The 13,384-nt window shown below is 59.2% G+C and carries 12 protein-coding genes; 3 read left to right on the top strand and 9 right to left on the bottom strand.

Translation table 11 applies throughout. The annotated features are described in order from the left end of the window. Window positions 1-611: 611 nt before the first annotated feature. Window positions 612-1,568 carry a hypothetical protein gene (locus tag F579_RS0113660; protein ID WP_026301131.1) on the bottom strand — a complete coding sequence of 319 codons (957 nt, stop codon included), beginning with the start codon at window positions 1,566-1,568 and terminating at the stop codon, window positions 612-614. Window positions 1,569-1,660: 92 nt separating this feature from the next. Continuing rightward, on the bottom strand, window positions 1,661-2,923 hold the full coding sequence (locus tag F579_RS0113655; RefSeq protein WP_026301130.1) for an OmpP1/FadL family transporter: 1,263 nt from the start codon (window positions 2,921-2,923) through the stop codon (window positions 1,661-1,663). 455 nt (window positions 2,924-3,378) lie between these two features. Here F579_RS0113655 and F579_RS0113650 point away from each other — a divergent pair, with 455 nt between their 5' ends. The 3 genes from F579_RS0113650 (at window position 3,379) to F579_RS0113635 (ending at window position 7,076) form a co-directional block, all read left to right on the top strand. Next, a complete protein-coding gene (locus F579_RS0113650) occupies window positions 3,379-4,326 on the top strand; it encodes a metallophosphoesterase (protein WP_019025307.1) in 948 nt (315 codons plus the stop codon). A 62-nt stretch (window positions 4,327-4,388) separates the two neighbouring features. Beyond that, on the top strand, window positions 4,389-5,003 hold the full coding sequence (locus F579_RS0113645; protein ID WP_231365797.1) for a hypothetical protein: 615 nt from the start codon (window positions 4,389-4,391) through the stop codon (window positions 5,001-5,003). 1,137 nt (window positions 5,004-6,140) lie between these two features. Beyond that, complete coding sequence (locus F579_RS0113635) at window positions 6,141-7,076, top strand: KorB domain-containing protein (protein WP_019025304.1); 936 nt, start codon at window positions 6,141-6,143, stop codon at window positions 7,074-7,076. Between the two features lie 56 nt (window positions 7,077-7,132). Here F579_RS0113635 and F579_RS0113630 read toward each other — a convergent pair whose 3' ends face one another. The 7 genes from F579_RS0113630 to F579_RS0113595 all read right to left on the bottom strand — a co-directional run bounded on the left by F579_RS0113630 (window position 7,133) and on the right by F579_RS0113595 (window position 13,383). Continuing rightward, window positions 7,133-7,597, bottom strand: coding sequence for a hypothetical protein (locus tag F579_RS0113630; RefSeq protein WP_231365796.1), 465 nt, complete (start codon window positions 7,595-7,597; stop codon window positions 7,133-7,135). A 543-nt stretch (window positions 7,598-8,140) separates the two neighbouring features. Beyond that, the gene (locus F579_RS0113625; protein ID WP_231365795.1) at window positions 8,141-8,491 is read right to left on the bottom strand and encodes a type II toxin-antitoxin system HicB family antitoxin; all 351 of its coding nucleotides are present in this window, start codon (window positions 8,489-8,491) and stop codon (window positions 8,141-8,143) included. An 80-nt stretch (window positions 8,492-8,571) separates the two neighbouring features. Beyond that, window positions 8,572-9,123, bottom strand: a complete 552-nt coding sequence (locus F579_RS0113620) for a hypothetical protein (RefSeq protein ID WP_019025301.1) — start codon at window positions 9,121-9,123, stop codon at window positions 8,572-8,574. A 372-nt stretch (window positions 9,124-9,495) separates the two neighbouring features. Next, a complete protein-coding gene (locus F579_RS0113615; RefSeq protein WP_019025300.1) occupies window positions 9,496-10,080 on the bottom strand; it encodes a thermonuclease family protein in 585 nt (194 codons plus the stop codon). Window positions 10,081-10,305: 225 nt separating this feature from the next. Continuing rightward, entirely contained in the window at window positions 10,306-11,223 is a 918-nt protein-coding gene (locus F579_RS0113610) for an Rrf2 family transcriptional regulator (RefSeq protein ID WP_019025299.1), read from the bottom strand. Window positions 11,224-11,926: 703 nt separating this feature from the next. After that, window positions 11,927-12,484 carry an HD domain-containing protein gene (locus F579_RS0113600; protein WP_019025297.1) on the bottom strand — a complete coding sequence of 186 codons (558 nt, stop codon included), beginning with the start codon at window positions 12,482-12,484 and terminating at the stop codon, window positions 11,927-11,929. Between the two features lie 26 nt (window positions 12,485-12,510). Continuing rightward, on the bottom strand, window positions 12,511-13,383 hold the full coding sequence (locus F579_RS0113595) for a hypothetical protein (RefSeq protein WP_019025296.1): 873 nt from the start codon (window positions 13,381-13,383) through the stop codon (window positions 12,511-12,513). Between the last annotated feature and the right edge of the window lies 1 nt (window position 13,384).

The following is a 13,384-nucleotide window of genomic DNA, read 5'->3' as shown; positions in this document are numbered from 1 at the left end:
CTCTCGGTGGCTGAGACATGGGGCCCCGATTTCTTCCGCCACTTTTTTCGTGGCTGCGCGCATCGCTCGGTCTTCGGCTGCGTCCCACTCCTGCAGCGACCGGCCGGCACGAAATGCCGCCGTTTTCATGAACGCGTCATAGAGTCGGCGCTCAAGAGGATGCAGAGGCGGAAGTGCGAAAGCGGGATCTGGAAGACTCCGACGCTCCGCATCCGTTCTTGGACGCGGATAGAGCGTAGAGCGAGAAAGCATCCTAAGGATCAGACTGGTAGCCCAGTAGCTTGCGAAATCAGGACGCCCAGCGGCTTCCCTCTTGGTCGCCAGGACCTCCTTGAGGGTCGGCTCCGGGAGTGCATAGCGCCGTGATACACCCATCGCGGCCTTGAAGACCGCCTCGATCTCTTTGCCTTGGCTCTCGTCCAGGGGGCGATCTGCCCGGCTGTCGGAGTCTTTCAGAAAAGCGTCATAAACATCGGCCGCCCACCGGTGACAGGGTCGCGAGATATCGTCCACGGATAGCATCAACTCAAATGCCTCAACAATTAGCCAAACGGGTTATGAAATACGGGCCCAGGCGGGCCCGTTCAAATAGAGAGGTTCAAAGAGGTTGCCTACCAGTCGTCGAACCCGAACTGCTCTTCCTCTTCATACCCGGCAATAACCCGAAGGCTGGCCTCAACGGCATCCGGAGAGCGGCGCAGGCGCATGAAGCTCCCATCCCCCAGCATGTTGAGATCCGGGAAGTGCAGCGCCTTTCGGTAGCGCATGCTCAGGGCTTCGACATCACTGCCTCGCACCATCACCTCGATCGGCACGGTCGCGGTGTGCCTTAGGCCGCGCACATCGACGGTGTCCAGATGATGAAGGTCGGCCGCATCTTCGTTAGCGCCATCCGCTTCACGAATCGCCACTCCGAAAATGGTGGTGTCCTGGCCGGGGATCTCGACCCGATAAACTTTGGTCACACCCTCTAGGCCAGCCTCGAGATTCGAGGTGACTTCAGTGAGGGCCTCGCTATAGGAGCCATGGCTTCCGAGCTCGAACGGCTGATGGAACCGCTCCATGCCGAACGAATAGCGATATCGGCTCAATTCGCGCTCTGTCAGGCCCTCTTCGGAGCCGAACTCTTTCTCGGCCCCGAGCGTATCGGCCAGCAGGCTCGACACGGAATCCAGTGGCTCTTCAATGCGGTACGCGTGTCCGAAATAGTCCAGGTTGTTGTAGCTCACCTGGATCTCGCCATTCACCGAAGTTACTGAGACGCGAATGGGCGCGATGTACCCGGCACGATCATGCGATCCAGCTGCAGCCAGGAGATCATTGTGCGTGACCACGACAACATGCCGCTGGTCGTTGATCGGGTACTCGCCGAGGAACTGGAAATTTGCCTCCTCCAGACGCTCGCGCACATTGGCGGCTTCCTCCGAAACATCGTGGCCAGATTCGGTATAGGCGAGAACGAGCGGGCGGTACGTGTCGCTCGCTACAGCGGGCGCCGTCGATACTGCCGCGGCCATAAGCAATCCGGTGACCCCGGAAAGCAAACGGAGCTTCTTGAATGCTTTCATTTGATATACCTGTAGTGCGTGTGGGAATGAGGAAAAAGCGGGCCCGAACGAAAGGAATCCGAATCAGGCCCGCCATCTCATGACGGGCTCGGTTAGAAGCGGTAGGCGTACCCGATCTCGAGCTCGTATTGACGCATCTCGATGGTGGCGTCCATGCCGTTTCCGATCGGGCCGGAAACGCTGTTTCGGGGCGCGTACATCGCCGCAAAGTTCAGCTCATGGTTGCTGTTGAACGCCTTGGTGAAGCCGAACGTGTAGTGGTCCGTCGTCACAGCCGGCGCCACGATATTGAACATGACTTCGTCGGACGAGATCGGGTTCTGGCCACGGTTGTAACCGACGCGCCAGGTCCAGTTGTTGCCGGCCTCGTACTGGGCGCCAAGTCGAAAGACGCCGATATCACGCCACCCAAAGCCGGGGCCGCCGGAAGCACCCAGGGGTTCGTGCGTATGCATCGTGTTCGAGATGGCATCGATATCGGAGTAGTTGATCCGCAGGTAATCCGCCGCGATCGTTAGGTTCGGGGTGGCTTCGACCGACACCCCTAGCCCCAGCGTCGACGGGATGTCGAAACTGCCACCACCGGCAAAGAGGCCGCTGTAGTCGCTGAACTTGCCGTTACGAATCTTGGAGCGATAGCTGCCGCCCAGCGTCACGGTGTCGGAAAGCTCCGCCTGGAAGCCCACTTGGGCGCCATAACCCCAGGTGGAATCCGTGCCATTGTCGCTAACACGCTCCGGGTCGTTGCTCATTTGGGCGAACTGGCCCAGACCCGTAGCACTGAAACGCTGGTGGCTGATGATCGGGCTGAAACCGACACTCACGCGCCCGCTTTCGGATTTCTGGGCATAGGTGGGAATGATCGCCAGCTGCTCCAGATTGACTCCAGCCGCGCCCCCGCAGAAGAGGCCGCCACCGCCCATATCGCATTCCGGGTTGCCGGTCGCAAATGCCGGGTACTCCGTATTCATGCCGCCGTTGCCAAGCAAGGCGATACCCCAGGAGCGGCGCTCATCGATCTGGCGGACGTACCCCATAGACGGGATGTTGAAGCTGCTGTTGCCGGACTCCACCTCCATCGAACCCTGAGGGCTATCGAGGGTGACGGAGCGCTTCGGGCGGAAATAGGACACCCCAATATCGAAGCGAGATTCCATGCCGGCAATGCCGGCCGGATTGGTGCCTGGGGCATAGGCATCCTGCGAGATAGCCATGCCAGTGCCACCCATTCCTTTCGCGGTAGTGCCGTAGCCATGGGCAAAGTAGCCATTCGTCGCGTGCGCGGAGCCAACGCCCCCCATGGCAATCCCGACCGCGGCAGCAACCAGGCTCCGGCGGATCACGTTTGCATTCATTTAACCTTCTCCCCTTCTTCGGTTTTATCCATAACAAGTACCGCCATATCTCGCCCCGGCTGGGTCAATCAGGCGCTCAAAAATTACGTATGCGTAGACCGCATGGGTATCGTGTTGCCAAAGTGATACCGTATGCATCATATCAGAACGGGGCCGAGATGAGCACCCCCGGCAGATTCGACTGAGACCTCTTTATTCTTGCGCGATGCGACCATGTGGGTCGGCTTGAACAAGCAGCCTGGGCGCCCCTTGCGGCCATATCGGAACGGCGCGCGCAACTAAGCGTGCGCGGCCATCTGCCGCGCCCAAGCGTCTTGAGGCCGTATCGCGGAACAGGGGCGAAGGGTCGGCTGGCGCTGGGCGTCGGCAATACCGAGATCATGTCTTAAGCGATATCGTTCCGTCTCTGTCGCGTGATAGCCTAATAAGAGAATAAGGCGCCAAAGAGGGCGATAATGATCGATGTCACCTACAATCAAATCATCCAGGAGGCACTTGGGAGCTTCCCCGGAAACACCCTTGACCGAGCGACTCCGGAATCGGCGGTTCTAGACCTTGAGGCGAATGAGCGGGGTCGCGACTTCTTTGCTGGGGATGTCCATGGGCACTTCGGAGATCTCGAGCGATCGCTCGACTTAATCGGGTTCGACTCAAGCAAAGACCGCTTGATCTGTGTCGGGGACCTTATTGATCGCGGCCCGGATTCCGAGCGGTCCCTAGAGTGGCTGAGGCATGACTGGTTCTTTTCAGTCCGCGGAAATCACGAGCAAATGGCGATCGAGTCCGCGCTTGATGGAAGCCTACTGCGGATTTGGATGCTGAATGGCGGCGGATGGGCGGACGGGCTACCGGAGCGGTGCCTGGACAGCCTAAAGGGGCAGCTGAGTGTTTTGCCCTATGCAATCTCGGTCAAGACAACGTGCGGCCAGACCATTGGCGTGACCCACGCGGAGGTCCCCATCGGGCTGACTTGGCAGGCGTTTTGCGACACCCTTCGAGAGGAGGCCTTATACCCGGAGCGCTATCCAGTTGCGCAGCTGTCGGCAATATGGGGGCGCATCCGCATCTCCGCCATCAAAAGGGACGGGTTTGAACGGCTTGTGCGAAAGCTGGAGGGACTGGGCATTGCGCCCGAAGTCACGGACTGGCTTGTCAGGCAAGACCCGGCCAAGATCACCCCTGCCCCCAAATCGGGAATCCGAGTGTGCGCAGTGGGGCATACCCCTGTTCCGGAATTCGTGCGCCACGGAGACGTCGCATACCTGGACACCGGGCACACCTGGAAAGCGGGAGCTTCGCAGGGGGCGGCACTCCAGGCCAATACCGCTTTCCCTCTCATTGACGCACAAGAGCTGCTGTCGCTTGAGGATCCACCATCGTGCTCGGCGCAAGAGGCATGCTAAGCGGCGCGATCACGATGCGGAGAGACAGGTGCAGTCGGGCGGCGCTGCAGGCGGTCGCAATCATGGCGGTCATCGGGCTCATGCTGACGCACGTAACGAGCATCTGGGAGGCCCCGCCAGAGCTCAGGGTTGGAAAAATCGCGGCCTACGCCGTGATGGTCCTCCTTTTCGCGCTGTGGTTCATGTTCAGGGAAGACGCGCCAGAGAGCCGCAACGGCTTTTTGGGGACGCTGCTGCAAACGGTTCTGCTTGGGCACGCAGTCCTCTATAGCATCCTGTACCTGGCTGACTCTGTTAGTTCCGCGGGGCCCGGCCTGTTTGCCGATCACACATGGTATGACCTTCGCGACAACATCTCGGTTGGCCTGATTGCCTACACCGCCACGGTTTTCATCCTGAGTCTCACTGGGCCGGCCGCCTACAGCGTGCTCATCCGATTTCAGGCGCTAGTAGCGTTCACCCTCCTGTTTACAGTGGCGGCAACGTCCGCGGCGCTCTCCGCTGTCGCGGCTCCCGCGCTTCCAGATGCGCTAGCAGGCTGGGTCGTCATCGGAGGGTTGGCGATGTTCACTCTCAGCATGTGGCTTCTCGCAAGAGCCTTTCGGGTTGGGTTTGTTGGGTCTGGTAGCTATCTGCACTCCCTCTTGGCGGGATGGAGCGCAGGCGATCCTCGGTAGCGGCGAAATACGGTGCGACATGCAGATAAAAAGGCCAATCGAGACCAGGAGGTTGAAGTGACGAAGAAAGCCGGTTGCCTGGTGGTTCAGCCGCCGTTTCGGGCGATACTGCAAGTCGGCGAGCGAGGGTTCGACGTCATGCTGAAGCCGGTGATGGAGGGAGTGGCATCCACGGGAAATACATCCGTGGATGAATTGCTCCGGTCCGGTGACCTCCTCATGCGAAACCGATTTGGCTATCCAGGAACCGTTTCGCTCGAGCTCGGGCCTGTGAAGAAGTTCGGGGCGCCCATCTCAGCCCTAAGGGACCTGCAGTGGGCGCTTGAGAGGTTCCAGGTCGAGCACCAGCTGACATACACCATGCCGGTTGGAATGGATTCTTCGCGTGTTACGACGGCAGGCCTAAGGAGACCGAACTCGCGCGCGCCCTACTCTCTGAAAGCGGACGCATTTGTCCCAGCTGGCGCGTTCTGCCGGGCAGTTCGAGATGGCGCAGAGGATCCCGTTGATTGGGTCTTCAACCGCTCCGCTGACCGAGGGGGCTCCAAGCCGCCCAGGATCGAGATGAAGACCGGGGGTGTCGCCCTTCTCTGCTCCGAAATTGCACCGGTTCGGAATCCGCCTTTCTCTCTTGATGACGCGAAGAAGGCTGCCTGCTATGGGGGCATGGCGCCGCCTGGCGAGCAAGGGCTTCAAAAGTGGATCTCAAGTCTTTCCGCCGACGGGCTTCATGCCGCGGTTTCGGGGCCCGTGCGCCAATTTCGCGATAAAGCGCAACCTCGGCGCCGAGTCTCGATTTAGTTGCTAGCGCTTCGTGCAGTGCTTTCGTGTGACGCGTCGGCTGGATGCCAAGTCGCAGCAAAGAACCCGCGAGATGTGACCGTTTTTGCACGCAATCCATAATTACCACACAAACGATGCCAATACAGGAATGTGAATTTCGTCATACAATAGGGGGCCAGAGAGAAACGTCGAACTGAGCGGCATGTCCATGATTTAGAGAACCCAGTGTAGACCAGGCCCGCTTGTAGAATGGGCCCAGAAAGGAGAGTCAGGCATGGCGTTGGAATGAAGCCGCACCCATAGAGCGTCAGTGCACTGGAATGCGGAACCGGAACAACCGAACGGATCTCGATCATGAAGAACGTTGCGCAGTCGCTAGACAAGATACATCGATCCAAGCTGATTGATGTCCGCAAATCGAACCAGTTCTATGCTCATCCGAAGGATCTGCATGAGATCAATGGATTCAACCCTCGTGATTACGAACGCGAGGACCTGAAGCGGCACATCCGAGCCTTGGCCGACGCGTACACCGCCGGACGATACGTCGAGCCCGTCGCCGTCCAGGTGATCGACGGGAGGATCTATATCCGTGACGGCCACTGCCGACGCAGAGCGATGCTTCTAGCGATCGAGGAAGGGGCGGACCTGGGGCCGCAGCCTGTTATCGAGTTTCGAGGCGACGAGATCGAGGCCGATGCGCTGGTGTTGACCAGTCAATCGGGCATGAAGCTCACGCCCATCGAAGTGGCTGCGATGTACAGCCGGATGAAGAACCGAGGGAAGACCGAAGACGACATCGCCAGGATCGTCGGGAAAACCACCCAGCACGTACGAATGTCGCTGGAAATGCACACCATGCCGGACGCCATCAAGGACCTAGTGTCTCAGGAGGTGGTGTCTGCAACCCTGGCGCTTCAGACCTATCAGAAGCACGGCACAAAGGCCGTTGAAATGCTTCAAGATGGCGTCGAAGAGGTTCTGCGATCGGGAAAGGGGCGGCTCACCAGGAAGAAACTGGAAAGCGCGAACTCCAGGCATCAGCGCCCAAAAGCAACGGGAAGAATTCCCAAAAAAGCGGCCCGAAAGATGACAAACGCACTGCAAGTCATTGGCTCGAAGGTCTCGACCTTGACGGGCGACGAATCCAAGCCTGTAACGGTCGAGCTGACCCATGAAGAGGTGTCGTTGATCCACGAGGCGCTGGACGCAATCCCAGCCGAAGATCATGCGCCAGCCCAAGATCAGGATAATGACGCGGGCAACGATGGCGGGCCCAATAAAGCTTAATCACCATTGGGGGCTGAAGGACGAGCCTGGGCGCGCCCCACCCTCGGGCTTTCCAGCTAATGAGCGAACCCGGCAGCCTGGGCTGCTGAGTGCGCCAATACGCCTCGAAACTCGGGCAATGGAATCGCGATGCCCGAGAAAGAAAATGAAAACGCAGTCGGGCTCTTATCCGAGAACGCCCGATATCCAAACGGGATCTCGGTAGCCCAGGCGCCAGACAAAGTTTCGATCATCATGACGAAATGACCATCGGAGGGTCGCAACCCCTCCCGCTCCTGCTTTACGCCTCGATCGCACGCATCCTGCGTGAGCACCAAGATATAGAAGTCTGCCCTGATCTCTTCAGCGAAGCACTCTACTGCGGCGGCATAGCCGCTCACGTTGGAGCCCGGATCTCCGTGATCGATAAGAATTCGAGCAACCTCGTTCGACTCCCTGCTATTGCCAAGGAACACCGATGATGGAGGTGGGGCGTCCTCGATCGCGAACTCCATTGTCGACCCAATAGCAAAATCAATCATTGGGTGGTAACGAAAGGGAACCATAGGGGTCGTATTCATAATTCCATAGGGTGACAGATGGGTTGCAGATAAAATCCGGAATGGGTACGCTATTATTATAATAAAGGATGAGGACTATTGGGTGGCATCTAACTATACAAAACAGGCTAGAAACGTGCTGATGTCAGGCTCTCAGGCAATCGATATTCTGCCTCTTGCCATCCGGTCAGGCGAAATTAGCTCCTTTCACATGAAGTGCGGCGCGTGCAAAGAAGATTTCGAGCCGGAGGACATCTATGTAGTTCACCGCGCAGCCGAAGATGGGGCGGACTACTTCACGGTTGGGTGCATCTGCAATCAATGCAACCTATCAACTCACACGTTCTTCCGCGTGCTGCCAACAGGCAGGGCGCAAAAGCCGTGCCCCCGGGACCCGGGCGAATGGCGCGACACACTGTTCCCGGGCTTGAAGCGGAAAGGTGGCTGGAAGTCGCTGCTCCATCGCGTAGCCGCCTAAGGATCTAGAGCTCATCCCGAGCGCCGCAGCGCTTTGCGGCGCGCTTCTTATCCCCGAGGGTGTGACTGGAGAAAGTCTTTGATGATCCGCTCGAGGGCCGCGTCTAACGTCACACCTGAGCGTGCGGCCGTCAGCGCCAGCTCTCGGTGGATTTCGGGGTGCACTCGCACCTTGATTGCGCCGCTGTACGGCCTATTGGGCTCGACCCCCTCGGCCTCGCAGAATTCCAGATAGCCGTCCACCGACGCACAAAACTCGCGCTTCAACTCCTCCAGGGTGGTGCCTTCGTATGTAACGAGGTCGTCAATGTGGAGGACCCTCCCATTCAAAACACCATCGGGAAGAGAGAACTCGATCGATCCCTGGTAGCCGCGGTACTCGAACACTTGGTTGGTCAAGTTGACCTCCATGCTATTGCGGGGGCAAAAGATTCGCGTCCGCCCTCCCATGAGGGTCGTCATCGAGCATACCCTGGCTCCTAGAGTGAATCGCGGCCTCGCTGTTTTGTCGACATCGAAGGGACGCTGCCGGAGGCCCCCTGGCGCCGCTGCTCGAGGTCGTGCAACCAGGCACCAATGATCCACTGGTGGGCTAGCGTTAGATCGGATTGAGCATGAGGAAGCCATTCCGGGAGATGCATGGAGCGCAGCTCGGACAACGGCTGGCTATTAGCTTCACCGAGCTGGAAGCGCTGATGGATGTCCCTATCGGAAAGCCTGTAGCGCCCAGCGCCAGGTTGAGCGCATAGGCCCCGGAAGAATGATGGGCACGAGGAGACAAAGAAGGCCTCTGATTCAATGCGCCTTCGGATCCGAGTCATATCGAGCAGGCCATCTTCATTCACCACATTCGCCAACTCGGCCGGGGTGCGGGTAAGGATCTTGATGGTCGTGAGAACCCACTGCCGCGTGCCACCCTCTTGGCTCGACCAGCGAACGGACTCGATAAATCCATCGCCGAGGATGTCGAGAGGTGCGGGGAAGTGCTCCGCAAAATCAATCGACCCAGAGAAGATCTGCAGTCGCGTCATGCCCTCTCGGCTGCAAGGTAGCCGAGCGAATCGGGTTTCGGATAGATGGATGGAAGCATCGCCAGGTTCTCGCTCCTGAGATCCGTCAGCGTTGACTCCCGGGAGGCGAAATGAGGGCTCATCCTGGGTATCAACGTCCACAGCGAACGGCTGAAGAAGCGATCGAAATTGCGCGCCCGGAATCCATATCTGGACATGGCGACCACCCTCTTCCCCGGATGAAGGGGCCATCAGTCGGCCTGCTGCTCTGTGGACCTGCGCGCCAGGCTAGCCAGTAATGGTGTCATGCTTGGGTCGTCATCTCGTGATATGGGTGACCCCCGACGCTAGATGCCGGGGACATGCCCGCCAGGGATCGCTCAGGCGCTGGCATTAGCGCGCGTCCTGGGCTGCGCGACGATATTCGTCGTCCCAGTATGGATGGGCGCCAAACGAGCCTACGTACTCAGCATACCCCTTCTGCACCAGGTGCACGCCAAGATCAAATCGATCGCCATGGTCTCCGCCGTAGAGAGAGCAGATCGGGCGCCCCCAGTGACCGATGTCCCAGCACACCAGCTCGACCCGTGTACCCTCCATCAGCTCCTTCACGTATGCCGAGGCCTGCGCGCCCTCCTCCGTATTGCGGGACTCATCCTCATGAACGCTTTCCGGGGTGTCGATGTTGCCAATCCGAACAAGGGCGCTCATGTCGCGATCGCGAAATCGATCGTTCACGCGAAGATCTCGGTCCACGGTGCTCTGAAGGCCCCGGGCCTCCCGCTTAAGGGTCTCATAGGCGCTCCTGTTATCAATCTGGACACGCATGGTGTCGCCATCTGCAACCCAGGACACCGTCCCATTCGAATGCACCTGAAACGGCGTTGCCTGTTGCGCCCCAGCTGGTGCAAGGGCGGCGAGAGCGATAACCCCCGTGAGAGCAAGCCACAAAGAGCGGATGGTGCGCAGTTGGTTCATCGTGTGAGTCCTTTTCCTTTTATCGTTAGTGATATTGTATATGCACATGGAAAGGGACATCAACCGGGGAGCGAGGGGGCCTGGCGGGGGGGTATCGGCCCCATGAATGAATGGGCCAAGACCCGAGGCCTCGGGTGAAGGGCGGCGAGGCCCTGCGAGGGATTGCGATAGATGCGACGAAGGGTGAGAGGGGCGCCCCGTCGCGGAGCGCCCCTCAGATCGCGGTTAAGGCTGGAGCTCAAAAATGAAGTGGTGCTTGTTGATGGACGTCTTCAGGTCCTGCACCAGCGTCTTCCTGCGGTCCACCGAATGCCCGAGGATATCTGCGAAGGTCATCGACCTGAAGAACTCCTCAAACTGATGGATGAAGCCATTGCTGGCGCGGAATACCGGGGCGTTCTCGGGCGTAATGGAGAGATCGATAGTGGCCCCACGGAAGCGCCTGGTATCCGCCATCACTTTCATCACATCGTAGACCTTGAGCTCGCATGCCGGCCGCTTCAGTTTGTAGCCGCCGAACTTTCCAGGCGTGCGGTCCAGAACTGAGTGACGCACAAGCGTTCTCAGAACCGCGAGTACGTAGGGCTCTTTTAGCTCCAGCAAATCCGCGATCGTGTGAGCCCGGACGCGCTGGTCGTCATGCTCGGCGATGTAGGCAGACGCCATAATCGCATCGCGCTCACGCGCAGCCGTGTTGAGGGCGTGATCGACCGGAACCACATGGAGCTGCCCCGAAAACTCTCCGTGGGACTCTGAGAGGAGGCTCTCGAGAGAAACCGAGTCCATCCAGGCCCTCAATTTGGCGCTCATGTCCTTCATGCCCTTGGAAATCGGGTGGCCAGATGCAGGATCTGCCTCGGGGTCTCCGCCGAACGAAAGCCCTCTTCCGCCCTCAACTGAGGCTACAACGTCACCAACGGACACCTCGCTCGCAGGCCGCGTGAGACGGTATTTTGAGGTGCCCCTTTTCTTTGCGGTCACCAGTCCGGCGTCCGAAAGGTCTCGTGTCAGCAAACACAGGTATGAATCCTTGAAGCCATGCGCCGCCAACAGTTCGGACGTGGGAACTGAGCGGGATTGCGAGTGATGGGCGATCTGCAGGGCCACTCGTAACGTGTAGAGGCTCCGTTCGTTGATCAACATTAGAGGGTGCTCCAGTAGGTTGCTGAATGATCGACAGGCGCCACCTGAATTAACCGCACTCTTGCGTGCACGTCTTATCCAGGACCCGCTGGCGAAGTGACTCCGCCTCCGGCGTTTCGCATTCATCGGAGATCAGCCACGCAATGATCTGCCCCGCCACCTCATGATCACGCGCCGTGAGCTCCGGGGTAGCCCCGTCACTCTTGCGGCGTAGAATAATGTCGAGGTTCCGCTGAACATCTTCTTGGAGCTCCAGCGACTGCTGGTCCGCGGCGGATTCGTGAACAGGAGGATCGACTTCTTCGGTGACCAACTGACAAGAACTAGCTGACATAACAATGCCTCATACGTTGTGATTAATCGAAACAAAGGGACGCAAACCATCGCCCTCGCCTTGCAGGAAGGCGCGCCAACAAAGCGCGCAACGCCCAAGACAAAACCGACGCGTCACATGCGCGCGCCCTGAAGAGTGCGCCTCAGAGCCGAGGCGAACGCTTCTTGGGGAGAGGTGGCCATAGCGTCGTAAGGCGCACTCTTCAGGGCGCGAAGCGCTTACGCTCGAAGCCCCCCCTTGTTCCTGGGGGGCTGGACGAGACGCCACAGTGGAGCGCAAGCAATATAACTTACGATACATACTCCGTGGCGAAATGTAAATGTCCAGAGCGAGAACGGCGAAATATAAGATATCGTTTATAAAGTAATTTTAGGGGTGCGGACCCCGAGGGGGTGAGCCCTCCAGGTTTTTCCTAACCACATCCAGAGCGCGCGAATAAAGGGCGGGGTCGCCCTCATGGAGAACACCCAGAAGAGCGCGCTTCTCCTGGAGGTAGATCACCGCAAACCGGGGGTCATGCCGCAATATCGACTGCGAATTGTCCAGCAGATCGGCCAATTTGACTGTTTTCGCTTCCGGCGACGCCCTCGAGATATGGTCGCGGTCAAGGGATTTTCTCTGGGCTCGGTTTCCATCCACTGGGCGGCTCACATCGGTGAGCATCTCGACCATTTGGGCCACCTCGCTGCCAAAGGCTGAATGCAGGCACGCCAGCGTGGTCGGTGTGTCCTCAACAGTGTCATGGAGCCAGGCGGCCGCTAGCATCTCGGGCGTATGGGGGACCGAGCGGACAATCGCCGCAACAGCCTTGGGGTGCTCGATATACGGAGCCCCGGTGTACTTTCGGATGTTCCCGGCGCTCGCGTGGGCCTCGGTGGCAAAAAGGCGGGCGCGCCTTTCTAGATTCGACTCTAGGTCGGGGTGCATGGCAGAACCTGAAGTTGGCAGCGGGTTCAGAGGCGGCGACTGACGCGGGCGGGCGAAGCGTTCTGGGCAGCAGGCACTAGCGCGGCGAGCTTCTTGCGCCGCGAGGCGGCCCTAGACATCGCCAGGATATCGTGAGCAAGCTTCTCCTGGGGTGACCCCGGGAGAGAGCAAACGGGGGCCCTCCATCCTTCTCCGTCAAGCAACTCTTCAACGTCGCGCTCAGGCTCTCGCGAGAGGCAAAGCGAAGCGAGGTCGCGCCTCTGGGCCACATCCTGAAGAAGCCCCGAGGCATTGTGAATGGGGAGCCCATGCCTGCCATCAGACGGGGGAGACTCAAGGTGGCGGGTGACACTCACCCAGTCGATCTCGACCCCCGCTCTCCCGCGGAGCCCCTGAACCAGGGCGCCGAAGAAATCAATCGGGAGAGTATTGCCCTCAATGCTTGCCGGACCTACCGAATGAAGGGTGTGCGCCAATACAAGGCCACCCCGGTTCGCCCGGGTTGGCGCTACATGCTCTCGAGTGAAATTGATGACCCATTCGCCCCCGTCCTTGATAGCCACATCGAAGGGAATTGGCAGAAGGTCTAGGAACCTGAGGATGGGTGTTCGGTCGCAGGCCTCGCTCCCCTCCCGACCAAACGAAAGGTCGACCGCGACAATGCCATCATCGGGTGAGCTCTCGACCACGGAAGCACTGAGATGCCTTAGGGGTTCATCGATCATCTGGAGCGCCGCTGGGTAGGTCTCCCGCAGGCTCATGTGCTCGAGCACTCGTTCGCCGTCGAGTTCCGTGACCCAGGGGCGAACCAGGGTTTCATAGTGAGACCCGTGCATCCATACAACCAAGCCGCGGGCGCCCATGGTCGAAAGGTGCCGAATGATAGGTAGCTCGCTCATG

It is taken from the genome of Thioalkalivibrio sp. ALJ21 (genome assembly GCF_000378605.1).
Lineage (GTDB): Bacteria > Pseudomonadota > Gammaproteobacteria > Ectothiorhodospirales > Ectothiorhodospiraceae > Thioalkalivibrio.
This window is presented reverse-complemented; position numbering and strand designations above follow the sequence as displayed.